Annotated in this window: 15 protein-coding genes; 10 read left to right on the top strand and 5 right to left on the bottom strand. The window is 69.6% G+C overall.

What is annotated here, in order from left to right:
* Window positions 1–182: 182 nt before the first annotated feature.
* The 3 genes from ACIP79_RS28595 (at window position 183) to ACIP79_RS28585 (ending at window position 3,184) form a co-directional block, all read left to right on the top strand.
* Complete coding sequence (locus ACIP79_RS28595; protein ID WP_401227675.1) at window positions 183–1,640, top strand: catalase; 1,458 nt, start codon at window positions 183–185, stop codon at window positions 1,638–1,640.
* A gap of 537 nt (window positions 1,641–2,177) precedes the next feature.
* A complete protein-coding gene (locus ACIP79_RS28590) occupies window positions 2,178–2,414 on the top strand; it encodes a hypothetical protein (RefSeq protein ID WP_401227674.1) in 237 nt (78 codons plus the stop codon).
* Between the two features lie 152 nt (window positions 2,415–2,566).
* Window positions 2,567–3,184: a TIGR04222 domain-containing membrane protein gene (locus ACIP79_RS28585; RefSeq protein WP_401227673.1), complete on the top strand. Its 618-nt coding sequence runs from the start codon at window positions 2,567–2,569 to the stop codon at window positions 3,182–3,184.
* Window positions 3,185–3,334: 150 nt separating this feature from the next.
* On the opposite strand, the gene gcl is transcribed toward ACIP79_RS28585, so the two are convergent.
* Entirely contained in the window at window positions 3,335–5,119 is a 1,785-nt protein-coding gene (gcl, locus tag ACIP79_RS28580; RefSeq protein ID WP_401227672.1) for a glyoxylate carboligase, read from the bottom strand.
* Between the two features lie 282 nt (window positions 5,120–5,401).
* Here gcl and ACIP79_RS28575 point away from each other — a divergent pair, with 282 nt between their 5' ends.
* Window positions 5,402–6,259, top strand: a complete 858-nt coding sequence (locus ACIP79_RS28575) for a hypothetical protein (RefSeq protein ID WP_401227671.1) — start codon at window positions 5,402–5,404, stop codon at window positions 6,257–6,259.
* Between the two features lie 40 nt (window positions 6,260–6,299).
* On the opposite strand, the gene ACIP79_RS28570 is transcribed toward ACIP79_RS28575, so the two are convergent.
* Together ACIP79_RS28570 and ACIP79_RS28565 are read right to left on the bottom strand one after the other, a co-directional pair.
* A complete protein-coding gene (locus ACIP79_RS28570; RefSeq protein WP_401227670.1) occupies window positions 6,300–7,919 on the bottom strand; it encodes an AMP-binding protein in 1,620 nt (539 codons plus the stop codon).
* Window positions 7,916–9,595 carry an AMP-binding protein gene (locus ACIP79_RS28565; protein WP_401227669.1) on the bottom strand — a complete coding sequence of 560 codons (1,680 nt, stop codon included), beginning with the start codon at window positions 9,593–9,595 and terminating at the stop codon, window positions 7,916–7,918. Before ACIP79_RS28565 ends, ACIP79_RS28570 begins: the two co-directional genes overlap by 4 nt.
* Window positions 9,596–9,695: 100 nt before the next feature.
* Between ACIP79_RS28565 and ACIP79_RS28560 the strand changes: the two genes are divergently transcribed.
* The 4 genes from ACIP79_RS28560 to ACIP79_RS28545 all read left to right on the top strand — a co-directional run bounded on the left by ACIP79_RS28560 (window position 9,696) and on the right by ACIP79_RS28545 (window position 15,507).
* Window positions 9,696–10,535: a response regulator transcription factor gene (locus tag ACIP79_RS28560; protein WP_401227668.1), complete on the top strand. Its 840-nt coding sequence runs from the start codon at window positions 9,696–9,698 to the stop codon at window positions 10,533–10,535.
* A gap of 151 nt (window positions 10,536–10,686) precedes the next feature.
* The gene (locus ACIP79_RS28555) at window positions 10,687–13,521 is read left to right on the top strand and encodes an AAA family ATPase (RefSeq protein WP_401227667.1); all 2,835 of its coding nucleotides are present in this window, start codon (window positions 10,687–10,689) and stop codon (window positions 13,519–13,521) included.
* Window positions 13,522–13,834: 313 nt separating this feature from the next.
* Window positions 13,835–14,623 (top strand): S1 family peptidase, encoded by a 789-nt coding sequence (locus tag ACIP79_RS28550; RefSeq protein ID WP_401227666.1) that lies wholly within the window; start codon window positions 13,835–13,837, stop codon window positions 14,621–14,623.
* 236 nt (window positions 14,624–14,859) lie between these two features.
* Window positions 14,860–15,507, top strand: a complete 648-nt coding sequence (locus tag ACIP79_RS28545) for a LysE family translocator (protein ID WP_401227717.1) — start codon at window positions 14,860–14,862, stop codon at window positions 15,505–15,507.
* A 26-nt stretch (window positions 15,508–15,533) separates the two neighbouring features.
* On the opposite strand, the gene ACIP79_RS28540 is transcribed toward ACIP79_RS28545, so the two are convergent.
* Window positions 15,534–16,655, bottom strand: coding sequence for a winged helix DNA-binding domain-containing protein (locus ACIP79_RS28540; RefSeq protein WP_401227665.1), 1,122 nt, complete (start codon window positions 16,653–16,655; stop codon window positions 15,534–15,536).
* A gap of 202 nt (window positions 16,656–16,857) precedes the next feature.
* On the opposite strand from ACIP79_RS28540, the gene ACIP79_RS28535 reads away from it, so the two are divergent.
* On the top strand, window positions 16,858–18,018 hold the full coding sequence (locus tag ACIP79_RS28535; protein ID WP_401227664.1) for a magnesium and cobalt transport protein CorA: 1,161 nt from the start codon (window positions 16,858–16,860) through the stop codon (window positions 18,016–18,018).
* A gap of 820 nt (window positions 18,019–18,838) precedes the next feature.
* Here the strand turns inward: ACIP79_RS28535 and ACIP79_RS28530 are convergent.
* Entirely contained in the window at window positions 18,839–20,050 is a 1,212-nt protein-coding gene (locus tag ACIP79_RS28530; protein ID WP_401227663.1) for a phospholipase D-like domain-containing protein, read from the bottom strand.
* A gap of 741 nt (window positions 20,051–20,791) precedes the next feature.
* Between ACIP79_RS28530 and ACIP79_RS28525 the strand changes: the two genes are divergently transcribed.
* Entirely contained in the window at window positions 20,792–26,902 is a 6,111-nt protein-coding gene (locus tag ACIP79_RS28525) for an RHS repeat domain-containing protein (protein ID WP_401227662.1), read from the top strand.
* Window positions 26,903–26,904 lie beyond the last annotated feature (2 nt).

Raw genomic sequence — 26,904 nt, 5'->3', positions numbered from 1 at the left:
CTTCCGGGCCACGGCGGCGCTGACACCTGTCCTGTCGCGCCCATGCGCCGCCGTGGCCCGGATCCATGCCCACCACTTCAACAAACTGTTGACGTCCGGTTCGCCCCGAACCTAGGCTCCACCCAGCGGAAGCTCCACCAAGCGGAAGAAGGTTTCCGCTGATCCTCGTACGGAAGGTCACGATGTCGAAGCGCGTGCTTACGACCGAGTCCGGCGCTCCGGTCGCCGACAACCAGAACTCCGCCACCGCCGGCGTCGGCGGCCCGCTGCTTCTCCAGGACCAGCACCTGCTGGAGAAGCTCGCCCGGTTCAACCGTGAGCGCATCCCGGAGCGGGTGGTGCACGCCCGCGGCTCCGGGGCGTACGGCTACTTCGAAGTGACCGACGACGTCACGGACTTCACCCACACCGACTTCCTGAAGTCGGTCGGCAGGCGCACCGAGGTCTTCCTGCGCTTCTCCACGGTCGCGGACAACCTCGGCGGGGCGGACGCGGTCCGTGACCCCCGCGGCTTCGCGCTGAAGTTCTACACGGAGGAGGGGAACTACGACCTCGTCGGGAACAACACCCCGGTCTTCTTCGTCAAGGACCCGGTCAAGTTCCCCGACTTCATTCACTCGCAGAAGCGCGACCCGTTCACCGGCAGGCAGGAGCCGGACAACGTCTGGGACTTCTGGGCGCACTCCCCCGAGGCGACGCACCAGATCACCTACCTGATGGGCGACCGCGGCATCCCGGCCTCCTACCGCCACATGAACGGCTACGGCTCGCACACCTACCAGTGGACGAACGCCGAGGGCGAGGCCTTCTTCGTCAAGTACCACTTCAAGACGAACCAGGGCGTACGCAGTCTCTCCAGCGAGCAGGGCGCCGAGCTGGCGGGCAGGGACCCCAACTCCCACCAGACGGACCTGCTCCAGGCCATCGAACGGGGGATGAACCCGTCCTGGACCCTGCACGTGCAGATCATGCCGGCGGCGGAGGCGGCCGACTACCGCTTCAACCCCTTCGACCTCACCAAGGTGTGGCCGCACCGGGACTACCCGCTGCGGCGGGTGGGCCGACTGGTGCTCGACCGCAACCCCGACAACGTGTTCGCCGAGGTCGAGCAGGCCGCGTTCTCCCCGAACAACTTCGTTCCGGGCATCGGTCCTTCGCCGGACAAGATGCTCCAGGGCCGCCTGTTCGCCTACGCCGACGCGCACCGCTACCGCCTGGGCGTCAACCACACGCTGCTCGCGGTGAACGCCCCGAGGGCGACGGCCGCGGACAACTACGGCCGTGACGGGCTCATGGCCGTCAACTCCCAGGGCCGGCATGCCAGGAACTACGAGCCCAACTCGTACGGGGGCCCGGTCGAGACCGGCCGCCCGCTGTCGTCCCCGCTCGCGGTGAACGGCCACACGGGCACGCACGAGGCTCCCCTGCACACCAAGGACGACCACTTCTTCCAGGCGGGCGAGCTGTACCGCCTGATGTCCGCGGAGGAGAAGTCCCGGCTGGTCGCGAACATCGCCGGCGGCCTCTCCCAGGTCTCCCGCGACGACGTGATCGAGAAGAACCTCGCCCACTTCCACGCCGCCGACCCGGAGTACGGCAGGCGCGTGGCGGAGGCGGTCCACGCCCTGCGCGAGGACTGACCTCCAACTCACAGGCTGCGTACGGGATCTGACGGGAGGTCTGATCCCGGACGCGCGCCCGCCGCCGACCGCGTGGACCCGGATGAGGGGTGGCCACACGGCCGGCGGACGGGCAGGCCGAGGACCGCGGCGGTGTGTGAGCCAGTGCGGTGGTCAAGGTTCCGGGGCTCCCTTCTCGACCTGAGGGAAGGCCGCCCCGGTTCCATCGCATCCGCCGCGGTCCCAGCCGCACAGCACGACCACCGGCCGAGCCGGGACCACCGGCTCCCTCCGGACCACCGGCTCCCTCCGGATCAGAGGACACGCCCGGACCACCGGCTCGGGCCGGTCCACCGGCACCGAACCCGTCCCCACCGACTCCGTCCGGCGGCGCGAATGTCCTGTCGCGCCCAGCCTCGCGCCGTCGGACGGCAACAACCGCAGAGCTCGTCCGGCCGGAGCGCCGGGTACGGAGCGCCGGGTACGGACGGCCCCGTACCCGGCGCTTCGTCGTGCACTCGGGGTGCGGATCGGGCCGGGGCGCAGCAGCCTGGGGAGATGGACTATCCCAGCATCGTCGTGCACACCCCGGGCCTGGACGGATCGCGGCGGGTCACCATGGGGGACGAGACGCTCGGTGTCGCCTACCACCTGGACGACGTCGTCGAGATCCTGCGCCGCGCGGACGTCGGTCACGACCTGGACGCGATCGAGGTCGAGGAGAGCGACATCATCGACTGGCAGGGCGGCGGACCCGACGAATGGCCCGGCCTGTCGGAGCACCCCGGGGAGTGAGCCCCGGCCACGGAGACCCGCCGGAAACCTGCCGGGGACGCGCCGGATGCCTACGGCTCCGGGCGTAGCGGGCGTACGGAACCCTCAAATCAAGCTCTGAACACTGCACCGGGGGCTTCAACTTCCCCCGCTTGTGGGCACATTCTCGGCACATGAGGCCCGCCGGCACGGGGGCGGCGGGCCTCACTCTGGGGGTCACGATGGACGGTCCGGAACCGGTTCGGCTCAACCCGCACTCACTCGCGCTGCTGCGCGGCGGCCCGCTCACCGCCCTGAAGGTCGCCGCACTCGCCCTGCTGATCGAGGGCTCGGCCCATCCCGCACGGCGCGGCACGCTGCGGACCTCCGGCGTGGCCACGCGCTCGGGGAGCCCGCTGGAGAAGGCGGTACACGTCTCCCTCCACCGGCGTCCGGCGGGGATACGGGATCTGCTGGAGCAGCCGCGTGTCCGGACGTCGTTGGCGGAACTGCGTGCCGAGCTGATCGCGGCGGGGCTGCTGCGCGGCTTCCCCCGCGGCCGGACCCGGGCCGCCCGGCGCACACTTGACGACCTGCGAGCCCAACTGCCCCTTCCCGGCGGGCGGGAGGGACTCTCGACGGAGGACATCCTGTACGCGGTTGCCCTCCACGGCGACGAGGCCCTCACCGTCCTGGCGCCGCGCTTCGCCCAGGACGCGGGGCTGCTGGGGCGCGGTGGGGCGGCCGACGGCGAGCGGTCCTCGCCGAACCCGGGCGGCGGCGGGCACGGGGCGGCGGGGGCGGCCTTCTAGCCGACGGAGGCGGAACGACCCCCGGGGGCGGCGGGGCCCCGGACGGGGGATGCCATGGGCGGGGGAAGCCATGGCATGCGGAAGGGGCGGCTCACCCATCGGGCGAGCCGCCCCTTCACGGTCGTACGGGCGAATCGAGAGCGGCGCGCGTCAGACCTTGAGCGTCCTGATCGAGGTCGGCGCGTGGCCCGGCTCGGTCGCGATCTCCTCGAACTCGACGACGTTGCTGATGTCGTTCGTCCTGCTCATCGCGATGTTGGTGACACGCTCCAGGATGGCTTCGACAACGACGGGGACCTGGAACTCGGCGGCCATCTTCTTGGCCTGCTCGAACGCGGCGCCCAGCTCGCTGGGGTCGGTGACCCGGATCGCCTTGCAGCCGAGGCCTTCGACGACCTTGACGTGGTCGACGCCATAGACGCCCAGTTCCGGCGAGTTGATGTTCTCGAACTCCAGGTTGACCTGGAAGTTGATGTCCAGGCCGATCTGCGCCTGCCGGATCAGGCCCAGGTAGGCGTTGTTCACCAGGACATGGACGTAGGGGATCCGGTGCTGGGCGCCGACGGCCAGTTCCTCGATCATGAACTGGAAGTCGTAGTCGCCGGAGAGCGCGACGACCTGCGCCTGGGGGTCGGCCTTGGCGACGCCGAGCGCGGCCGGGACGGTCCAGCCGAGCGGGCCCGCCTGACCGCAGTTGATCCAGTGCCGCGGGCGGTAGACGTGCAGCATCTGGGCGCCGGCGATCTGCGAGAGCCCGATGGTGGTGACGTACCGGGTCTCCGGGCCGAAGGCCTTGTTCATCTCCTCGTAGACCCGCTGCGGCTTGATCGGGATGTCGTCGAAGTGCGTACGGCGCTGGAGCGTCGCCCGCTTCTCCTGCGCGGACGCGGCCCACTCGCCGCGGTCGGGAAGCCTGCCCTCGTCCTTCAGTTCTCGCGCGACCTCGACGAAGAGCTTCAGCGCGGCCTTGGCGTCGGAGGCGATGCCGAAGTCCGGGGCGAAGATCTTGCCGATCTGGGTGGGCTCGATGTCGACGTGCACGAACTTGCGGCCCGCGGTGTAGACGTCCAGCTTGCCGGTGTGCCGGTTGGCCCAGCGGTTGCCGATGCCGAGGACGAAGTCGGACTCCAGGAAGGTGGCGTTGCCGTAGCGGTGCGAGGTCTGCAGGCCCACCATGCCGGCGTTCAGGTCGTGGTCGTCGGGGAGGATGCCCCAGCCCATCAGGGTCGGCACGACCGGCGTACCCGTCAACTCGGCGAACTCGACGAGGAGTTCGGCCGCGTCGGCGTTGATGACACCGCCGCCGGCGACGATCAGCGGACGCTCCGACTCGTTGAGCAGCGCGATCGCCTTCTCGACCTGGGAACGGGTGGCGGCCGGCTTGTACGCCTGGAGCGGCTCGTAGGTCTCGGGGTCGAACTCGATCTCGGCGAGCTGGACGTCGATGGGCAGGTCGATGAGGACCGGGCCGGGACGCCCCGAGCGCATGAGGTGGAAGGCCTGCTGGAAGACGCCGGGGACCTGGGCCGGTTCGAGGACGGTGATCGCCATCTTCGTCACCGGCTTGGCGATGGAGGCGATGTCGACCGCCTGGAAGTCCTCTTTGTGGATCACGGCGGTCGGTGCCTGGCCGGTGATGCAGAGGATCGGGATCGAGTCACCGGTGGCGGAGTACAGCCCGGTGATCATGTCGGTGCCGGCCGGTCCCGAGGTGCCGATGCAGACGCCGATGTTGCCCGGATGGGTCCGGGTGTAGCCCTCCGCCATGTGCGAGGCGCCCTCGACATGGCGGGCGAGGGTGTGGCTGATCCCGCCGGAGGCCTTGAGGGCCGCGTAGAAGGGGTTGATCGCCGCACCCGGGACGCCGAACGCGTCACTGACGCCCTCGCGCTTGAGGATCTCGACTGCCGCGCGGGCAGCGGTCATACGAGCCATGGAGTACTCCTGCTTCGGCTGTCGGATTCGCGCTCCCGTCGCGCCCGCGGAGAGCTGTTGATTCCGTTTGCGGTTCCGCAGCGGCTTCCCTGTCCGAATTCCGTATTGCGGAAACTAACTTCTACTATCTGGAAGCAATGTAGGCCGGGGTGCCGAGAGCCGTCAAGAGCGGGTGCGGCCGGATCCAGCGGTGGCTGTCCGGTCGTTTCCCTGCCGCGGGCACCCTCACTGGAGGACGATGGACGCGCTGTCCGAGAGCGACCTGACGTCCTGGAGTGGGCCATGGCCGAGAGCGTGCCGGTGCGGTGCCCGGCCTGCCGCCGAGAGCATCTGTACGCGGCGCTGTCCTATCCCTGCGTGTGCGGCGCGCCCGTCACGCCGCCGCTCGACCGCCTCGCGGAACCCGCGGCCGTCACCCACCGCACCTGGGACGAGGACTGGGTCACCGTCCGCTGTTCGGCCTGCGGCCGCGAGGACCAGTGGCCCGCGCCCGAGCTGGGCTGCTCCTGCGGGACGGAGCTGCGGATACCGGTTCGAGGGGTACGCCGTCCGCTGCGCGCGCCGCTCACACCGGGCGGCGTCGCCGAGGCGACCCACGACACCGACGAGGACACGGCCTTCGAGGACACAGCCGTCGAGGACACGGCCGTCGTGGCCGTCCCGGACACCGGCACACAGCGGGCCCGCACCCCGGAGCCGGAGCACCCGGAGCACCCGGAGCACCCGGAGCACCCGCACGACGACACCCCGCCCGTGCCGCGCCCGGCGTTCCAGCCGGTCACCATCCGTACCGCCCGGGACGCCGTCACCGCCGCCGCGCTGTATCTGCGCTGGCTCGGTTACCGGGACATCAGACGTGCGGACCAGCGGCCCCCGACGGGCATCGGGCTGGCCGCCCGCGGAATCCTGGCCCAGGTGGATCCCACGGTCCGCCCCGCCTCGCTGCGCGACGTGGAGTGCCTGTGGCTGACGGCGATGACGGAGTCCGCGGAGTGTGTGTACTTCTCCCTCTCGGGCTTCGCGGACGACGCCCGCTCCCGCGCGGACACCCTCGGCGTCCCCCTCTTCGTCCTCGACCTGACCGGCACCCCCCAGCCGGTGAACAGCCCGGCCGACGAACTCATCGCGGCCGGCGCCTGAACCCCGCTCTCCCTCCCGCCCTCACGCCCATTCCCCGCCCTCACTCCCCGTACGACTCCCGCAGCTCGATCTTCCGCACCTTTCCGGACACCGTCATCGGGAAGGACTCCAGGATCCGCAGCAGGCTCGGGATCTTGTAGTGCGCCAGCCGCCCCTGGCAGTAGGCCCGCAGTTCGTCGAGGGCCGGCGGGTCGGCCGGGTCGCGCGGGATGACACAGGCGAGGACCTCCTCGCCGTAGCGCTCGTGGGGTACGCCGACCACCTGGACGTCGGCGATCTTCGGATGGGCGTACAGGAACTCCTCGATCTCGCGCGGGTAGATGTTCTCGCCACCGCGGATGATCATGTCCTTGATGCGTCCGACGATCTCGACGTACCCGTCCTCGCGCATCACCGCGAGATCGCCCGTGTGCATCCAGCGCCCCGCGTCGACGGTCTCCGCGGTCTTCTCGGGCTCGTTCCAGTAGCCGAGCATGACGCTGTAGCCGCGGGTGCACAGTTCGCCCGCCGACCCGCGGGGCAGCGTCACGCCGTCCACCGGGTCGACCACCTTCACCTCGATGTGCGGCAGGACCCGGCCGACCGTGCCGGTGCGGTGCTCCAGGTCGTCGTCCCGGCGCGTCTGGAGGGACACCGGCGAGGTCTCCGTCATGCCGTAGCAGATGGACACCTCCGCCATGTGCATCTCGGCGACCACCCGTTTCATCACCTCGACGGGGCAGGGCGAGCCCGCCATGATGCCGGTGCGCAGCGAGGAGAGGTCGTACTCGGCGAAGCCGGGGAGGTTCAACTCCGCGATGAACATGGTCGGTACGCCGTAGAGCGACGTGCACCGTTCGTCCTGGACCGCGCGCAGGGTCGCCGCCGGGTCGAAGGAGGGCGCGGGAACGACCAGGCAGGCGCCGTGCGAGGTGGCCGCCAGATTTCCCATCACCATGCCGAAGCAGTGGTAGAAGGGCACCGGGACACAGACCCGGTCCTGCTCGGTGTAGGCGATCGACTCGCCCACGAAATAGCCGTTGTTGAGGATGTTGTGGTGGGAGAGGGTGGCTCCCTTGGGGAAGCCGGTGGTCCCCGAGGTGTACTGGATGTTGATCGGGTCGTCGCAGGACAACTCGCCCTCGCGGACCCGGAGTTCGTCCCGGAGTTCGTCCCGCCGGTCGGATGTCCCACTGCTCAGCAGCGTGTCCCAGCCCGGGTCCCCGATGTAGACGGTCCGCCTCAACTCCGGGCAGGAGCCCCGCACTTCCTCGACCATCGCGCGGTAATCGCTCGTCCGGTGGCTGAGGGAGGCGAACAGCACCGAGATCCCGGCCTGCCGCAGGACGTACTCGACCTCGTGGGTGCGGTAGGCGGGGTTGATGTTGACCATGACCGCGCCGATGCGGGCGGTGGCGTACTGGACGAGCACCCACTCCGGGCAGTTGACCGCCCAGATGCCGACACGGTCACCCTTGGCGACGCCCTCGGCGAGCAGCGCGCACGCCAGCCGCTCCACGTCCGCGGCGAACCGGGCGTAGGTCCAACGCCGCCCGGACGGCACGTCGACGAGCGCCTCCCGGTCGGGCCAGGCCTCGACGGCCCGGTCCAGGTTGACGCCGATCGTGTCGCCCAGCAGCGCGGTCGTGCCCGTGCCGTGCGCGTACGACGGCCCGCTCACCGGAAGTCCTCCTCGCGGTACTCGGCGTCGGAGCCCGCGGCCGTGGCCTCGCGCAGCTCGATGCGGCGGATCTTGCCGGACACGGTCTTGGGGAGGTCGCCGAACTCCAGTCGGCGCAGGCGCTTGTAGGGCGCGAGGACCGTGCGGGAGTGCTCGAAGAGGACCTTGGCGGTGTCCGGGCCCGGCTCCCAGCCGGCGGCGAGGACGATGTAGGCCTTGGGGACCGCCAGGCGCAGTTCGTCCGGGGCGGGCACGACGGCGGCCTCGGCGACCGCCTCGTGCTCCAGCAGAGCGCTCTCCAGCTCGAAGGGGGAGATCTTGTAGTCGGAGGCCTTGAACACGTCGTCGGCGCGGCCCACGTAGGTGATGTATCCGTCGGCGTCGCGGGAACCGATGTCGCCGGTGCGGTAGTAGCCGCCCGCCATCGCCTCGGCGGTACGGTCCGGGTCGCCGTGGTAGCCGGTCATCAAGCCCACGGGGCGGGTGGAGAGGTCGAGCGCGATCTCGCCCTCGTCGACACCCGGCGCGCCCGACACCGGGTCGAGCAGCACGACGCGGAACCCGGGGCTCGGCCGTCCCATCGAGCCCGTCTTCAGCGGCTGCCCGGGGCTGTTGGAGACCTGGACCGCGGTCTCCGTCTGCCCGAAGCCGTCGCGGACGGTGACGCCCCAGACCCGCCGTACCCGCTCGATGACCTCGGGGTTCAAGGGCTCCCCCGCGGCCACCACCTCGCGCGGCGGCGTGGCCAGTTGGGACAGGTCGGCCTGGATGAGCATGCGCCACACGGTGGGCGGCGCGCAGAAGGTCGTCACACCCGCGCCGTCCATCTCCGCCATCAGACGGCCCGCGTCGAAGCGCGTGTAGTTGTGGATGAAGACGGTCGCCTCCGCACTCCACGGCGCGAACAGGTTGGACCAGGCGTGCTTGGCCCAGCCGGGCGAGGAGATGTTCAGATGCACGTCGCCGGGCCCGAGCCCGATCCAGTACATCGTCGCCAGATGGCCCACCGGGTAGGAGAGGTGGGTGTGTTCGACGAGCTTGGGGCGGGCCGTCGTGCCGGAGGTGAAGTAGAGCATCAGCGGGTCGTCCGGATGGGTGGGGCCGTCGGGCTCGAAGGCGGCGTCGGCGGCGTACGCCTCCTCGTACGGGCGCCATCCGGGGCGCGCGGCGCCGACCGCGATCCGGGTGTAGTCGCCCGGCACCCCGTCGAACTTCTCCGCGTCCTCGGCGCGGGCGATCACGTGCCGGACCCGGCCGCGTCCGACCCGGTCGCGCAGGTCGGCGGGGCCGAGCAGGGTGGTGGCCGGAATGACGACGGCGCGCAGCTTCATCGCGGCGAGGGCCGTCTCCCACAGTTCGGCCTGGTTGCCGAGCATGACGAGGACGCGGTCCTCGGCGCGGACGCCCTGCGCGGCGAGCCAGTTGGCGACCCTGTCCGACCGCTCCGACATGTCGGCGAAGGAGATGCGGGTCCGGGCGCCGTCCTCCTCCACGATGTGCAGGGCGGTGCGGAGGTTGTCCCGGGCGATGACGTCGAACCAGTCGAGCGCCCAGTTGAAGCGCTCCGGGCGCGGCCACTCGAAGCCCTCGTAGGCCGTGGCGTAGTCCTCGCGGTGTGCCAGCAGGAAGTCCCGTGCGGCGCGGAACCGCTCCGTCGCGCTCGTCGTCACCGTCATGTGTCCTCCTCGTCACCGGACAGCCGCCTACCATCGTGTATGCCGTGATGCAGGTCTCACCACCCCCGAACGGGGGTGCGCCGCGACGAAGGGGCGAACAGTGGCAGCTGACACAGCCGAGGCAGTGGAGGTGCGGGGCGCACTGGCGCGTCTGCGGCGCGCCACGGGACTGCCGGTCGCTTTCGGCGGCCTGGTCGAGCCGGGGCGCCAACAGGTGCGTATCAGCCAGCTCAGCGGGACGGCGACGGCCGCGCTCCGCGCGCTGGCGGTGTCGACGGGCAACGGCCTGGGCGGCAAGTCGGTGGCGCTCGCCCGGCCGTGCGCCGTGACGGACTACTCCTCCTCCCGGCAGATCAGCCACGAGTACGACACGGCGGTCGCCATGGAGGGGCTGCGCTCGGTGCTCGCGGTCCCGGTGGTGGTACGGCGCCGGGTGCGCGGTGTGCTGTACGGCGCCCTGCGCACGGCCCAGCCGCTGGGCGACCGCACGCTCGGCGCGGCGGTCGAGGCGGCCCGGGACGTGGAACAGGCACTCGTCGTACGGGACGAGGCGCAGGCGCTGCTGGCCCTCGCGCGGAATCCGGGCCCCGCGGCGGACGTCGCCGCCTGGGAGGAGGTGCGGGAGGCCCACGGGGCGCTGCGGGCGCTGGCACCGCGGATCCTCGACCCGGCGTTGCGGGGCGAACTCCTCTCCGTCTGCGGGCGGCTGGCCGGCGCGGTGTCACCGGACGCGGACTCCCGGCCGGTCGACCTCGCACCGCGTGAGCTGGACGTTCTGGCGTGTGTGGCGGCCGGCGCGACGAACGCGTCGGCGGCTGAGCGGCTGGGGCTGCGCCCGGAGACCGTGAAGGGATATCTGCGGTCGGCGATGCGCAGGCTCGGTGCCCACACCAGGTGGGAAGCGGTGGTCGCGGCACGCCGGGCCGGGCTCCTGCCGTAACCGCCGACGGATTCCTGGCGCTTTCTCATTCAAGCGTCGACACACTGAAATGCCTTATACCGCCAGGTTGTTATTTCCCTCACCGTCCCGACCGTCCGAAATTCAATGGGACATTGCCTAATATTGGTCAGGACACGACACGAGGGGAGCGGTGACCGTGCGAGGGGACTTCAAGGAACCTGCGAGACCCCGCCCCGACCTGGTCATCGGCCAGGAGGAGCTCTTCGCGGGAGCACGTGAACAGCTCTCCGGCGGCGGCAGTGTGCTGGTGCACGGCCCCGCGGGAATAGGAAAGTCGACCGTCCTGCGGGCGTTGGTCGCGGAATACACCGAATCCGCACGGACTGTGTTGCGCTGCTCCGCCACCGAGTCCGAATCCCATCTCCCCTTCCTCGCACTCGCCGACCTCCTCGGCCTGGTCGCCGACGAGGTCTCCGAGCGGCTGCCGGGACCGCAGCGCACCGCCCTGGAGTCGGCGCTCACCGGCCGCGGCGAATCCACCCTGCAACGCGACGGTCTCGCGCTGCGGCTCGCGGTCCTGTCGGCGTTCCGGGCGCTGGCCGCGCGGGGACCCGTACTGATCGTGGCCGACGACCTCCAGTGGCTGGACCCGGCCAGCGCCGAACTGCTCGGCTTCGCCGCCCGCAGGCTCGGCGGCATGCCCGTACGGATGCTGTGCGCCGTACGCACCGAAACGGAACCGCAAGGGCAGCAGCATGACCGTTATCTACGCGCGTCCCCTCCGGACACCCTGGCCGTGCGGCTCAGCCCGCTCTCCCGCGCGCACGTCGCCGAACTCCTCGGCAGGCGCGGCTACACCGGTCTGTCCCGCTCGATCGTGCGGGACATCCACCGCACCAGCGGCGGCAATCCGCTCTTCGCGCTGGAACTGGGCCGCGCCCTCGCCGAGAGTCCGACCCCGCCGAGCCCCGGTGAACCCCTGCCGGTGCCGACCTCGTTGAGCGCGCTCGTCCTGAACCGGCTGGAGATGCTGTCACTGGAAGCCCGCCGCACCCTGCTGGTGGCGAGCGCCGGGGCGCGGCCCACGCTGGCCCTGCTGCACGCCGCCGGGCGCGAGAACGCCGAGGCGGAGACGGCCTCGGCGGCGGCGCTCGGTCTGCTCGCGACGGAGCGCGAGGCCCCCGTCATCCGGTTCGCGCACCCTCTCGTGTCCGCCGCCCTGTACGCGGAGGCGAGCCCGCAGGAGCGGCGCGCCGCGCACGCCGCGCTGTCCACCGCGGCCTCCGACCCCATCGAGCGGGCCCGGCACCTCGCCCTGGCCGCCACGGGTACGGACCCGGGGGTCGCCGCCCGGCTCGGCGAGGCGGCGGCGGTGGCCCGGGACCGGGGCGCGCCCTCGATCGCGGCGGGACTCGGACTCCTCGCCGCCCGGCACACCCCGCCGGACACCGTGCCGGGCCCCGACGAGCGCAGGCTCCAGGCGGCCGAGGACGCGCTCACGGCCGGCGAGACGGACCTCGCACGGGACATCGCCCGTCAGGTGCTGACGCGTGCCACCGCGCCCGCCGACCGGGTACGCGCCTGGATGATCGTCATCGACGCCGCCGGGCAGGCCATGGCGGAGGTCGACGCCGTCTTCCCGCAGGCGCTCGCGGACGCGGGCGAGGACCCCCGGCTGCTCGCCGTCGTCCGCTACCAACTGGCCTGGCGTGCCCTGCTCGTGGAGGGCGAGATGAGCAAGGCCCGCGAGGAGGCCGCCTGCGCCGCGGGGCTCGCGGCCCGTGCCGGGGACCGGCCCACCGAACTCCTCGCGCTGGCGTTCCAGGCGCAGATGGAGACCCTGATGGGACACCCGGGCGCCCCGGCGACCATTCAGCGGGCGATGCGCGAACCGCAGGACCCCCGGGTGGCCTGCGACCACAACGGCGCCGGTGCCGCCCGCGTCCGCTGGCTGATCATGGGCGACCAGCTCGCCGAGGCCCGGACGACCCTCACCGCGCTGCTGCGCGAGGTGCGCCGGCGCGGGATGGTCGAGAGCGAGGTGCACTTCCTGCGCGCCCTGGCGGAGACCGAGTTGCGTTCCGGACACTGCGGCCGGGCGCTCGACCTCGCCCGCGAGAGCCTGCGGCTGGCCCGCGACACGGGGATCGGCGAGGCGGCCACCGCGATGCTGACCTCGCTCGCCGAGGCCGCGGGCGGCGATGTGGACAGGGCCCTCACGCTGGCCCGGGAGGCCGTGGACCGGGCCGAGGAGGACGGCGACCTGATGTACCTGTCGCGCGCGCTCGGCGCCCTCGGACACGCTCAGCTCGTGGCGGGCGACGCGCCCGCGACGGTCCAGTCACTGCGCCGCGTACGGGAGTTGGAGGAGGGCCTCGGGGTCGTCGACCCGGCCCGGGGACGCTGGCACGGGGATCTCGCCGAGGCGCTGGTGCGGATCGGCGAACAGGCCGAGGCGCAGGACGTCATCGACGAGACCCGGCACCGGGCGCTGCGGCTGGGCCGCGAGAGCGTGCTCGCGGTACTCGACCGCGTCGAGGCCCTCGTACGCGCCGCACGCGGCGAACAAGTCGCCGCGATCCGGCAGTTGACGGCGGCTCAGGACCGGCTCGGCAAACTGGGCTACGGACTTGAGGAGGCCAGGGCCGCGTACGCGCTCGCCGGCCTGCGCACTCTCACGCCTGGCCCCACCTCGTACGAGGAGGCGACCCGGCTCTTCCGCCGCTGCCGCGCCCTGCCGTGGCTGCGGCAGGTCGAGGTGGCCGCCGCGGCGCTTCCCGCGCCTGCCCTGCTCGCCTCCGGCGACCTCGACGGCCTCGCGTCCGCCGCGCTCGACAGCCTCGCCGCGACCGAACGGCAGGTGGCCTCGCTCGTCATGGAGGGCGCCACCAACCGCGAGATCGCCGCGCGCCTGTTCATCAGCGTGAAGACGGTGGAGGCCACGCTGACCCGGGTGTACCGGAAGTTGGGGATCCGCTCACGGGTGGACATAGTCCGGCTGGCGGTCGGGCACCGTCCGGGCTGATGTGCGGTTCTGACTGGGCTGACGTCCGGTTCTGCCAGGCTGACGTCCGGTTCTGTCCGGGGAGGCCGGGACTGGACGTCGGCCCGGATACCGGACCAACCGGACGGCATCACAAGCTAAACCCAGCTGTCCCACAGCAAGGGTTATCCCTCCCCCAACTCCACTAGGGGGTTCCCTCATTGGAGATGGAGGGTCACCGCTTCTAGCCTGATCCCAGTGCCGCTCGCCCGGGCACACGGCACCGGCCCCACCGGCGCCGTGCAGCACCCCCCACACCCGCGCGTCCCCCCACCGGCAAACTCCGAGGAGAACCATGTTCGGGCTCAACCGCGCCAAGAAGACCGCCGCGCTCTGCGTGGCGACAGCCGCCGCCACGACGGCACTGCTCGGCGCACCCGGTGCCGTCGCCGCTCCCCAGCCCATCGTGGGCGGCACGACGACCACCACGACCGCGTACCCGTTCGTCATGCAGATCACGGACGCCTCGCAGAACCAGTTCTGCGGCGGCACGCTCGTCTCGCCCACGAAGGTCGTCACCGCCGCCCACTGCATGGTCGGCGAGACCACCAGCAGCGTCCGCGTGGTCGGCGGCCGCACATACCTGAACGGCACGAACGGCACGGTCAGCAGAGTCAGCAAGATCTGGATCAACCCCGGCTACACGGACGCCACCAACGGCGACGACGTGGCCGTACTGACCCTGTCGACGGCGATGTCGTACACCCCGGCGTCCTACGTCACCTCCTCGCAGACCGGCGTCTACGCGACCGGCGCCACCGCCCGGGTCCTCGGCTGGGGCACCACCTCCGCGAACGGCAGCTCCTCCAACCAGCTGCGGACCGCGACCGTCCCGATCGTCTCCAACACCAGCTGCGCGAGCTCGTACGGCTCCGACTTCATCGCCAGCGACATGGTCTGCGCCGGATACTCCTCCGGCGGCGTCGACACCTGCCAGGGCGACAGCGGCGGCCCGCTGCTCATCGGCGGCGTCCTGGCGGGCATCACCTCCTGGGGCGAAGGCTGCGCCGAGGCCGGCTACCCGGGTGTCTACACCCGCCTGACGACCTTCTCCAGCCTGGTGACCACGCAGGTCAACTCCTGATCCGCGGGGCAACCCGCTTGCACCGATGAACTCCTGAGTACCCCTCAGGTGCTAGCCGGGGGGCGTTGCGGGCCTCCACGAGCGGCCCGCAGCGCCCCCTCTCCACTACCTGCCCGTCGGCGGTCGGCTTCCCCCACAGCCCGAACCGCCGACGGGCACACGCCTGTCGGGCCCCGCGCGGCAGATCCGTCCTTTCGCGAGCCCGTCGCCGCGAGCAGGCTGCTTGAATGGCCCCCATGGTGTCCACCGACCGTTTCCTGGCCTTCGCCGCGATGTCGCTGCTGGTGATCGTGATCCCCGGCCCGAGCGTGTTGTTCGTCATCGGGCGGGCCCTCGCGCACGGCCGGCGCACCGCGGTCGCGACCGCCCTCGGCAACGTCGTCGGCTCGTACCTGCTCGTCGTCGCGGTCGCCGTCGGCATCGGTTCGCTGGTCGAGCGCTCGGTGACGTTCTACCTCGCCGTGAAGCTGGCCGGGGCCGCCTACCTCGTCCTGCTCGGCGTACAGGCGTTCCGGCACCGCAAGGAGCTGAGCGCCTCGGCGATCACGCCGAAGGCCGGGGAAGCCCCGGCCCGCGGCGATCTCCGTACGGTCCTCGACGGCGTCCTGGTCGGCGTCACCAACCCCAAGGGCATCGTCTTCTTCGTCGCCGTACTCCCCCAGTTCGTGGACCACTCGGCGGGCCGACTCCCCCTGCAGATGCTCCTGTTGGGCCTGATCCCGATCTCCATCGGCCTCGTCACGGACACCCTGTGGGGCCTGACCGCCTCGGCCGCGCGCAGCTGGTTCGCCCGGTCCGACCGCCGCCTCTCGCTGATCGGCGGCGCGGGCGGCTGCACGATGATCGGCCTGGGCGTGACGGTGGCGGTGACGGGGCGGGACTGAGTCCGCGGGGCACGGGCTTGCGAGCCCTACCTGACGACCGTCCCGAACCGGATGTCGGCGGACGACGCCGACGGGCCGCCCGCCGCCCCTGCCATCACCCCGGCCATCCGCTCGGCCTCCTCCACGACCTCCTTCCGCCGGGACTTGGTGAGCGTGCCGAAGGGCTCGATGGTCAGCACCTCCTCGTCCTGCCGCCACAGTCCCGCCACGAAACCGTCCACGAGCAGCACGCGGTACGCCTGGTTGCCCTTCCAGGTACGGCCCTTGAGGTCGGCGGAGACCAGCCGGGAGCGGTCTGCGTGCGAGAGGAGCAGGTTGTCGAACTCGGGGAGGAAACGCGGCGGGGCCGGGGTGCCGGCGTCGGGGCGGGGCGCGTCGGGGAGGTCGAAGAGTTCGACGCCGTTCTCGTCGCGGAAGGTGAGGAGCCCTGGCCGGAGGCGTTCGAACACCTCACGCAGCCGGGTCAGGCCCGCCCAGGTCTGCATGTCCTTGACGGAGGCGGGCCCGAAGGCGGCGAGGTAGCGCAGCACGGTCGCGTCGGGGGCGGGCGCCGGCTCGGACGGGCGGTCGAGCCAGTGCTCGGCGGTGGTGAGCGCGACCTGCCCGCTCCTGCCCCACAGGCCGCGCGGGGTGACCTGGACGAGCGGCAGCCGGCAGCGGGCGGCGACGGAGAGCGCGAACGGGTCGGCGTCGGGCCACTCGGCGAGCAGTGCCTCGCGCAGCTGCTTCATGGTGCGCGGCTCGGTCTCCACCAGCTCCCGGCTGATCGAGGCGAGCCGGTCCAGGTCGACGCCTTCGAGCCCCTTGCGGAACTGGTTGAGCTCCCGCTCGCGCGCCGCCTGCACCAGCGGGCGCAGGATCAGGGCGTCGTCGGCGGTGTGGGTGTGGATGGTGGAGCGCATGGTGACGAGTCGGACGACCTCGCGGTCCGCCATGAGCCGCGACAGCGCCTCGGGGGCGAAGCCGTCCAGGCGGGCGGCGAGCGCGTAGTACGGCGGCCTGACGTTCTGCGCCTGGAGACCGAGGAGGTGCTCGACGGCGTCCTTCACCCCGAGCTCGGACCGGCTCAGCAGGAGCTGCCGGGCGAGGGTCGCACGGTTCAGGGCGCGGGGGCCGAGCACGGGGGCCGCGGAGGTCTTCGTCGTCATGCTCCGCACGTTAGCGGGGCTTGCGGACAGGTTCTGTCCGCGTTTCGCGGGGAATCCGTACCCTTGATGCCGTCCTACCCTCGCGCCGAGGACATTTGACCCGTATATCCTGCTCGGTGATCACCAAGACGTACGTTCGACCACGCGCACGCCTCGTGCGGCACGCTTCACACGAGGACAGACGACAGGGGAGGCAGCCGCGATGCCCGAGCGACGTGTCCGACCGGCCTCGAAGGGTGCCAGGAAGTCGGTCTGGAGGCGGGCCCTGACCCCACCGGCCGGTCCGCCCGCCCCCACGTCGACGCCTCGCTCCGACCCGGCGCCGCCGGAACCCGACGACGCCGGCAGCGTCGTACAGGCGGCGCTCTACCGTGACGGGGTACGCGTCGCGACCCCGGAGACCCTCGCCGACACCTTCCGCGAGCTGCGCGAGCAGCCGGACGGCATGGCGTGGATCGGCCTGGCCCGTCCGACGGAGAACGAACTCCTCTCCCTGGCAGCCGAGTTCGACCTGCACCCGCTCGCGGTCGAGGACGCGATGGAGGCACACCAGCGCCCGAAGCTGGAGCGGTACGGCGAGACGCTGTTCGTCGTCCTCAGCGCGGCCCGCTATCTGGACGCGGTGGAGGAGGTCGACTTCGGCGAGCTGCACGTGTTCGTGGGCCCTGACTTCCTGATCACCGTCCGGCACGGCGCGGCGCCGGACCTCTCGGCGGTGCGCCGCCGCATGGAGGACACCCCGGAGCTCCTGAAACTCGGCCCCGAGGCGGTGCTCTACGCGATCCTCGACTCCGTGGTCGACGGCTACGTGCCGGTCGTGTCCGGCGTCCAGAACGACATCGACGAGATCGAGACCGAGGTCTTCCGCGGCGACCCCGCGGTGTCCCGCCGTATCTACGAACTCTCCCGGGAGATGGTCGAGTTCCAGCGCGCCACCCGCCCACTGGTCGGGATGCTGCACGCCCTGATGGCCGGCTTCGCCAAGTACCGCACCGACGAGGAACTCCAGCGCTATCTCCGCGACGTCGCCGACCACGTCACCCACACCAGCGAACGCGTCGACGGCTTCCGCCAGGCCCTCACCGAGATCCTCACCGTCAACGCCACCCTGGTCACCCAGCAACAGAACGCCGAGATGCGCGCGTTGGCGGAAGCGGGCTTCGAACAGAACGAGGAGATCAAGAAGATCTCGTCCTGGGCGGCGATCCTTTTCGCCCCGACGCTGGTCGGGACGATCTACGGGATGAACTTCGACCACATGCCGGAGTTGCACTGGGTGTTCGGATATCCGTTCGCGCTCCTCCTGATGGCCATTGTATGTACCAGTTTGTACGTTATCTTCAAGCGGAAAGACTGGCTCTGAGTAATTGCCCGAGGAAGCGCTTCCGCGCGACAGGGCGGCCCTCGTCACAGGCTCCGACGAGGCCTTCAAGGTCGCTGGGGAGAATCTGGGGAGAATGAGCCGCGTCCCGATTCCTGCGATCCGCGGGCGTTGACCGCGAAAGCGCTACTGCTGAGGCGCAGGCGGGGGCACTGGCCTGCGCGGAGAGTAGCGAATGTTCGTGAGGCCGTTCTGCGCTGCACAGTGGCCGACGGCAGCGCGGCGAGTACCCCGACGCTGTCGACACCGTAGCCAGGCTGATCTGCTGCGCAACCTGATCGACGTCGACCAGATCCTCGCCCCTGAGCGTGAGACCGGTGGTTCCGCAGGATGGCTGCCTGGCGGGGGCCGATGCCATGGACGGCTTCCACGGGCAGCGGCGCCATCCAGGCGGCGACCTGGTCGTGTTCGACGGCGAGGATGCCACCGGGCGATGTGATCTGCCGGGATGCGGTGGCCGCGACGGTGATGGTCGGCCCGATCCCGATCCGCACGTCGACACCGAGGCGGGTGACCCTCCGCAGCCGCACGATCTCCGCCAGCCTCCGCGGGTCCACTTGGCGGTAGCGCAGGGCACCCTTGACCTCCACCAGGGCCGCCGACGGCGGCAGCGCCTGGACGACCGGGCAGAGCTCCGCGAGCCGCTCACCCAAGCCGTCTGGCCCTGCGGCGGAAGCGGACATGCCGCACGCAAGGCACCGTATGTCCATCAGCTCCGTTCCTGGGATTCGGAGAATCCGGGCCAGAGCCGCACAGTTTCGGCCGACGGAGTTTTGGGGCGCCAGTCTGGAAGGCCCTGTGATCAGGTTTCGGGGGTGGTCGTGACGCCCTTGCAGGCGGGCGTGTTGTCGCTGGTGCCGGGCTTGGCCGCGGTGCGGGCAGCCGTGTATCGGGCGAGATAGGCGCTGTAGACCGAGGTGTCGTCGATCTTCAGCAGGGACTCGTCGTTCTTCGTGAGCGCCGGGCCGGTGTAGTTGTGACTGCCGGTCCACATGACCTTGCGGTCGGTCTTGTCCGAGTACTTGCCCTCTATCAGCAGGAACTTGGAGTGGATGATCTGGCGGGGCGTGGGGCTGGCGTCGGTTGCCTCGTCCCCGTCGTCGTCCCAGCTGAAACAGCGCAGCACGGGGCCCCCGGTGTAGTGCAGTTTCTCCCAGGTCCCGGCGCTGCCCGTGGACTCGGTACTGTCCATCTCGGTGTAGACGATGTCGACAACACAGCCGGCCGTCTTCATTGCCTTCAGTTTGTCGGCCACCGCCTGCCGGGTGAACTTGTACATGCCCACACGCACCGTGGAGTGCTTGGTCGCGCCGTCTTCGGTGTACGTGCAGGTGACGTTGTCGAGGATGCCGGTCACGGTGTCGCCGGGGCGTGGGTCGTCGGCGGGGCGGGGGAAGAAGTAGTAGGCGTATGGGCTGTATGGAGTGGGGGTCAGGTAGGCCCAGTTCGCCGGGTTCTTGGCCTTCAGCTTGTCGAAGTAGGCGGTGTACGCGAGATAGGCCCCGTGATCGTTGTCGATGACCATCGCGTCGTTCCAGAACTTCGAGTAACTGGACGGTGAGAGGTTCGAGGAGGACTGGACGACCGTGGAGTAGGCGCCGTTGTCGTAGTCGTATATCAGGAACTTGTTGTGGTTGATCGACGGGTTCACGGTCGAGTTGCAGGAGACGCCAGCCGGGCAAGTGGTGACGAAGGACGGCGACGAGGTGCTCGTGCCGAGCGCGTCACGGAGCATGGGGTAAGTGACCCCGTCGTCGTGGGACGAGGATGTCTCGCTGCTGTCCAGCACGATCTGGACTTCGACGCCGCGGGCATGGGCGTCGACGAATGCCTGGGCGATCGTGCTGTCCCAGAAGTGGTACATCGCCAGTTTGAGGGTGCCGCCGGGCTCCGCGTTTCGTATCACGTCGAGGAACGTGGTGCGGATGGCTTGTTGTTCTGCGATCGTGCCGTTGGGCTGGTTGAAGACCGGCCCGGTCTCGGCCGCGAACGCCGGTGTGCTGCTGGTAGCCATGCCGAGGCCGCAGGTGACGACTGTGGCCGCAAATACGGTGCCGACGCGTTTGATTGCGGTGCTTCGGGCACGTCTCATGTCCAACCCTCCCCAATGGCCGGTCACTACACCTTGCGGTTCTTCGTGCTGGGCGTGACGGACCTGTGTACGGACTGGAGGTGATCTTGGCAGAGACGCTTCACATTTTTCCAGTGAGAAAGTTGGCAGGCCTTTGATGTTTATTGGGGCTGCTGTTGCTGACGTGTCACTTGGGTCTGGACCAGGGAAGGAACTCCACTTAAAGTCCGATCTCTCCACAGCCTTCGTACAGTTGCTCATGGGAACGCACGTGCGATGGTCGCGGGTTGGTGATCGCTGACCCGTGATGGGTGGGACCGGACATGGGTGGGGGATGTGAGACTCAACAAGTCTCGTGGCACAGCTCTGTTGGCAGCCAAGGGGCTGCTGGCAGGGCTGCTGACCGCTGTCGTGATGACGCCTACGGCGGCCGTGGCATTGCCGGACGGGAACAAACCGCCCGTGCCGTCACAGAAGTTGGACAAGGGGGTGGACGCGCCGGCGGAGCCGACGCGGACGAAGGCCCCGAAGGTCGTGTGGCCGAAGGGCGGCGGAGCGACGGTCGACGTGCCAGCGCGCACTGCCGCAGCCCGGGGTATCAAGCCGACCGACACGGCTCCCGCAGTGGTGTCGGTCAGGGCGGCGGCAAGCAAGGCTGCGGCCAGAAGCGGCCAGGAGAGCATCATGCGCCCGGCCAAAGTGCGCATCGAGGTTCTGGACCGCAAGCAAATCGCCCCGGTTGGCGGCGTGGGTGTGGGCCTCACTGTGGTTCGGGCGGACGGGACGGCGACAGCCGGCCCGCTCGAAGTATCGATCGACTACTCCGGCTTTGCCCACGCCTACGGCGGTGGGTTCGGCTCTCGACTGCGCCTGGTGAAGCTGCCCCGGTGTGCTGTCACCACGCCCAGCAGGGCGGGCTGCTCGGACGGCGAGGTTGTGGCCGGTCAACGCAACGACGCCGCGGGCCAGACGGTGACGGCGACGGTCTCGGCGGCGCCCGAGGTGGCCACGTACTCCGGGATGGCCGCGCTCGGCGAGCCGACGGTGTACGCGTTGACGTCGGGCTCGTCGTCGGACGCGGGTGACTACCGGGCCACTCCGATGGACCCGACCGGCAAGTGGGAAGTGGGCCTTGGCTCGGGTGCCTTCACATACCAGGTGCCTATCAGTGTGCCGAAACCGCCGATGGGTGTCGCGCCTGACCTGGCCCTGAGCTACAACTCCCAAGGTATCGACGGGCGTACGTCCGCCTCGAACAACCAGGCTTCCTGGGTGGGGACGGGGTGGGACCTGAACGTCGGATATGTCGAGCGCCGGTACAAGAACTGCATCGAGGACGGACACGGTCCCGACCAGAACCAGCAGTGGGGCGACCTGTGCTGGGCCTCCCCGAACCCAACCGACGATCCGTCGGGCGCCGTGTACAACATCAGCCTCAACGGTGTAACCAGCCAATTGGTGAAAGACGGTACAGGCGACGGGTCCTGGCATCTGCAGAGTGACGCGGGCTGGAAAATCCAGCACCTCAAGGGCAGCCCGGCCAACCCCGACAACTCGGACGAGTTCTGGGTGATCACCACGCAGGACGGCACCCGCTACTACTTCGGCTGGGGCCGCACCGAGCGACTCAACAACGACAACGTCCGCGAGCCCACGCGTTCCGTGCTGACGGTGCCGGTCATCGGCGACGACCCGGGTGAGCCCTGCTACAACGGCGGTCAGCCGACTTACTGCAACCAGGCCTGGCGTTGGAACCTCGACCGTGTGGTCACCCCGAACGAGGTGGAGAACTCCTACTTCTACGCCAAGGAAACGAACTACTACCGTTCGGTCGCGGGATCCGACAAGGCCCGCAAGTACGACGCCGGTTCCTATCTGGAGCGTATCGACTACGGCTGGGCCTCTCAGATATCGGGCGCACAGCTGCCCGCCATGGTCGACTTCCAGCACGTCAATCGCTGCGTCGAGCGCATGGAGGAAAAGGACCCGCTCGGCAACCCGGTCACCACCGCCTGCCCGTCGATCGACTCCAAACCGGAGTCGTACCCGGATGTACCGGTCGACCTGATCTGCGACGGCAGCTCCGACGACTCCGCCTGTGCGGGCAAGACGTACTACCCGACGTTCTTCCAGCGCGACCTGCTCTGGGACATCAAGGTGAACGTCCGGGATACCAATACCTCCGGCTGGGACCTGGTCCAGCAGTACCAGATGAAGTACGCGCTGATGGACCCGTCCGGCGCGGTCGGGGACCAGTTGTGGCTGGACTACATCCAGCGCCGCGGCTACTCCGGTGACGACATCACCCTGCCCACCATCAACTTCAACGGCGAATGGCAGGACAACAAGGTCGGCGACGGCGAGCTCAACTTCCGCCGGGTCAACAAGGTGTTCACCGACACCGGATCCACGGTCGCCGTCACCTACGGGCACGCCACCGATGAGAATGGCACTGTCGACCGGCAGTGCGACGAGAACAACCTGCCCTCGCAGCCCGAGAACGCCTACGAGTGCTTCTGGCAGAAGTGGACGCCCGAGGGCGAGACCGAGGAACGTACCGGCTGGTTCAAGAAATTCGTGGTCAGACAGGTCGACATCGACCCCGGCGACGCCGGTGACGGCGACCCGATGATGACCACCACGTACGAGTACGACGGCGCCCCCGGCTGGCGCTTCACCGCCGACCCGCTGGTAAAGGATCAGAACGAGAGCTGGTCCGACTGGCGCGGCTACGGCAAGGTCAAGGTCAGCACCGGGGCGCAAGAGAACGCGCACGCCACCTACCACTGGCTCTACCGTGGCCTGGACGGCGACCGCACCTCGAAGACCGATCCGGCGGCCACCCGCAGCGTGGCCGTGAAGGACTCCGACAACAAGGCGTACCCCGACTCGCCCTGGCTCGCGGGCCAGGTCCTGGAGACTTCCAAGCAGGATGACGCCGGAACCTCGCAGGAGCGCGCCTGGCACGAATACTGGGTCCACAACACCGCCCAGTACACCGGCCTTCCCGACGCCCGCTTCGTCCGCGAATCCGCGACCGACACGTACACCAAGATCTCCACGTCGACCGAGGACAAGTCCACCTGGCGTCGGCACCGCGTCGAGAACGAGTACGACGACAACGAGGCGGCCTCCACCACGTTCGGTCTGCCGCTGCGCGTCGACGACCAGGGAGAGGCGGGTGTCTCCGACAACCAGTGCACCGAGTACGGCCGTGGCTACAACACGTCCGACCTGACCGACGACTCCACCGGCACCAAGCGGTGGATGGTCTACCAGGACGACGAGCGGCACTACAACGTGTCATGCAGCGCGCAGGCGACCGACCAGGCGAACGGTCAGGACACGCTCCACCTCGACCGCCGGATCACCACGCTCTACGACGGCGCGACCTCGCTGGCCGGCAACGACACCGCCCTGACCGACGGCAACGCCACCGAAGCGCGCACGTACACGGACGCCACCACGTACCGCACCAACAAGGCGGAGTTCGACGCCGCAGGCCGGCGCGTCAAGACCTGGGACGGCAAGAACAAGCTCACCACCACCAGCTACGCCCCGGTGACCTCGTGGCCAGTCGACGGAGTGAAGGTCACCACTCCCGACCCGGACGACTCCGGCGCCGGCACGCCGATGTCCACGACCACCTACTACTCCCGGTTCTGGGGCCAGCCCTGGAAGGTCGTCGACCCCAACGGCAACGAGACCCAGCAGGTCTTCGACGCGGTGGGCCGCTTGACCAAGGTGTTCAAGCCGACCGAGGCCGCAGCCGCCCCGGACGGACATGCGTCCCTGTCGTACAGCTACTACATCCGCACGGCGGACAGCAGCACCGGTGTGCCCGACGTCGCCCAGGGCGACATACTCCGCGTGACATCCAAGGCGGCGCAGAGCGCTACGGTCGATCTGACCACCGTCACCTACCTGGACGGACTGGGCCGGACCCGGGAGGTGCAGGTACCGGCCCCCAACGGCACCGGCCGGACGGTCACCGCCACCCGGTACGACTCCTCCGGCAACGTGGCCGGCTCGTCCGCACCCTTCTACAGCACCGGAGCGGTGACCGACGGCCCGGTCAACCCGGCGGTCTCCAGCCTGCGTTCCTACAACGACGTCGTCGTGGACTGGGCCGGGCGCACCACTCTGAGCCAGATCCAGGTCAACGGACTCGAGCAGGCCGCCGGCAAGATCGTCACGACGTACACCGGCGCGGACGTCACCACGGTCAAGCCGGCGGTCGGGCAGTCCACCGACACCTACACCGACGTGTACGGCCAGAAGATCAAGACGGTCGAGCGCAACGGCTCGGCCGGCTACACCACGACGTACGAGTACACCCGCAAGGGCGAGCTCAAGTACGTTCACGACTCGAAGGGCAACACCACTCACTACACCTACAACTTTCCCGGGCAGGGCCTGGTCAGTGAGGACCCCGATACCGGGAAGATCACCACGTCCTACGATCTCAACGGCAATATCGAGACCGAGCTCGACGGCAACGGTCAGACGGTCGTCAAACAGTACGACTCCCTTGACCGGTTGACGACGGTTTCGCAGGGTTCCACGCTGCTCACCCAGGTCGCCTACGACACCGCCCCCGGAGGCAAGGGACAGGTCGCGAGCACCGTCAGCCACAGCGGTGGCAAGGCGTACACGTCGGCCATCGGCGGCTATGACGCCCGGGGCCGTGTGACAGCCAAGACCCTGACCGTCCCCGCAGACGGTTCGGGCCTGGACAAGAGCTACACGACCAGTTACCACTACGACCTCGCCGACCACCTGACCGCCGTCGACCAACCCGACCTCGGGGTGTTGCCCAAGGAGACGGTCACCTCCACCTACGACGCCTACGGACTGCTGCGCAAGGTCGCCAGCCCGCTGGCCACCTACCTGAACAACGCCAGTTACGACGACTACGGCCGGCTGACCTCACGTCAGCTGGGCACGTCGGCCACCGGCGCGACCGTGACCCGCGCCGTCACGTACGACGACACACGCGGCACCGACTGGCTCAAGACCCTGACCAGCCGTACCACCACCGGCAGCACTACCAGCACGGTCCAGGACGACGAGTACACCAGGAACAGCGGCGGATTGATCACCGCTGTCCGGGAGAACAACGCGGGTCAGCAGCAGTGCTACACCTACGACGACCTGCGCCGGCTCACCGGTGCATGGACGACCGCGGCGACCACCTGCACGACCACCCCGCAGTCCGACTTCTCCGGGGCGGACCCCTACCAGAACTCCTACGGCTACGACTCGCTCGGCAACTTGCAGTCCGTCACAACCAAGGTCTCGGCGGCAGGCAGCACGGTGTCCCGCGACTACCACTACCCGGGCTACAGCGCGGACGAGTCCACGTACACCGCCGACACGGCCCGCCCGCATGCTGTCACCAGCGTGGTCAAGTCCTCGGGCGGCACGGACGGCTACGGCTACGACAGCGTCGGCCAACTGACCTCCCGCACCGTCAGCGGCGTGGACACCACACTGGTGTGGGACGCGCTGCACCGGGTCAGCAGCGTCACACAGGAGAAGCAGACCGGGGACGAGACGAGCACGTATGTCCACGACGCCGAGGGCAGTGTCCTGCTGCGCACCAGCCCGGCCGAGAACGTGCTCTACCTGGACGGCCAGGAGGTGCACAAGACCAGCACGGGGCTCACCGCCACCCGCTACTACAACGCGGGCGGCGCCTCGCTGGCGATGCGCACGTCGAACACCACCACCAACGGCAAGCTCACCTGGCTGTTGTCCGACACCCAGGCCTCCAGCCAGCTGACTGTCCAGGCGACGGACGGCACGGTGCAGCGCCGCCGCTACAAGCCTTTTGGTGAGCAGCGTGGCAGCACGGCTTTGGCCGCCGGCACGGACCGCGGCTTCCTCGGCAAGGCGGAGGACGACAGCACGGGCTTGTCGCTGCTGGGTGCCCGCATGTACGACGCGTCGCTGGGGCGGTTCCTCAGTCCCGACCCGCTGAGCGTGCCGGATGACCCGCAGAGCATGTCGGCGTACAGCTACAGCAACAACGACCCGGTCAACTTCGCGGATCCGACGGGTCTGCGGCTGGCGGACTGCCAGGGCGGCTGGGAGGAGTGCGGCGCCGGACCCAACGTGTGCCGCTGCAGCGGCACACCGCCCACGACTGCCAGCGGCAAGGGCGTCAACCTGACCAAGGCGGCCAAGGCGCCCGCAGTCCAGCACGAGGAACTTCGCAGGATCCTCGCGGAGATCTACATCAAGCCGGGTTCAGTTCCCGAGGTCGGGAACGGCAAGGTTGCCACGGCACTCATCAGCGAGCTGGACACGGGGGAGCAGACAGTTGGGAAATGGCACATCGCGGATGCCGCCGACCAGCTGAGGCGACTGCAGAAGCTCCTTGAGGCAGACCGCAAGGGAGAGACGGCCCTGACACCGGAGGACCGCAAAATTGCGCTGGGCGAGGCCAAGGAGATCTTCGGCGCGCTGGACCACAAGGACACAGGCGGAAAGATCACCCAAGTCCTCAAGAGCAACTCGGACATCGCAAGCTCGGTTCGAGTCGCGGTGAACGAGACGATCGCGTCACCCTCGATGGCCTCCATCACTGGTGCGACCTGGGAGGCGAAGATGTACAACGGCAGGGTGGTGGGCAAACCGCGCCTGACGAACGAGCCGAAACTGCCCAGGGTCATGGGCGCGTTGGGAATCGTCGGCGATCTGCTCTTCATCTACGAGGGGGTCAAATCGGCGGTGCAAGGCGATACGTCTTGCTCGATGGGCGACTGTCCCGACCCAAGAGACATCGCGTAGCG

Source organism: Streptomyces sp. NPDC088747, assembly GCF_044751025.1.
Classification (GTDB): Bacteria; Actinomycetota; Actinomycetes; order Streptomycetales; family Streptomycetaceae; genus Streptomyces.
This window is presented reverse-complemented; position numbering and strand designations above follow the sequence as displayed.

Bases quoted from the DNA above. Each gene is read 5' to 3' on its own strand.
- ACIP79_RS28595 (WP_401227675.1), top strand. From the start codon at position 183: ATGTCGAAGCGCGTGCTTACGACCGAGTCCGGCGCTCCGGTCGCCGAC.
- ACIP79_RS28590 (WP_401227674.1), top strand. From the start codon at position 2,178: ATGGACTATCCCAGCATCGTCGTGCACACCCCGGGCCTGGACGGATCG.
- ACIP79_RS28585 (WP_401227673.1), top strand. From the start codon at position 2,567: ATGAGGCCCGCCGGCACGGGGGCGGCGGGCCTCACTCTGGGGGTCACG.
- gcl (WP_401227672.1), bottom strand. From the start codon at position 5,119: ATGGCTCGTATGACCGCTGCCCGCGCGGCAGTCGAGATCCTCAAGCGC.
- ACIP79_RS28575 (WP_401227671.1), top strand. From the start codon at position 5,402: ATGGCCGAGAGCGTGCCGGTGCGGTGCCCGGCCTGCCGCCGAGAGCAT.
- ACIP79_RS28565 (WP_401227669.1), bottom strand. From the start codon at position 9,595: ATGACGGTGACGACGAGCGCGACGGAGCGGTTCCGCGCCGCACGGGAC.
- ACIP79_RS28550 (WP_401227666.1), top strand. From the start codon at position 13,835: ATGTTCGGGCTCAACCGCGCCAAGAAGACCGCCGCGCTCTGCGTGGCG.
- ACIP79_RS28545 (WP_401227717.1), top strand. From the start codon at position 14,860: ATGGTGTCCACCGACCGTTTCCTGGCCTTCGCCGCGATGTCGCTGCTG.
- ACIP79_RS28540 (WP_401227665.1), bottom strand. From the start codon at position 16,655: ATGACGACGAAGACCTCCGCGGCCCCCGTGCTCGGCCCCCGCGCCCTG.
- ACIP79_RS28535 (WP_401227664.1), top strand. From the start codon at position 16,858: ATGCCCGAGCGACGTGTCCGACCGGCCTCGAAGGGTGCCAGGAAGTCG.
- ACIP79_RS28530 (WP_401227663.1), bottom strand. From the start codon at position 20,050: ATGGCTACCAGCAGCACACCGGCGTTCGCGGCCGAGACCGGGCCGGTC.
- ACIP79_RS28525 (WP_401227662.1), top strand. From the start codon at position 20,792: ATGCGCCCGGCCAAAGTGCGCATCGAGGTTCTGGACCGCAAGCAAATC.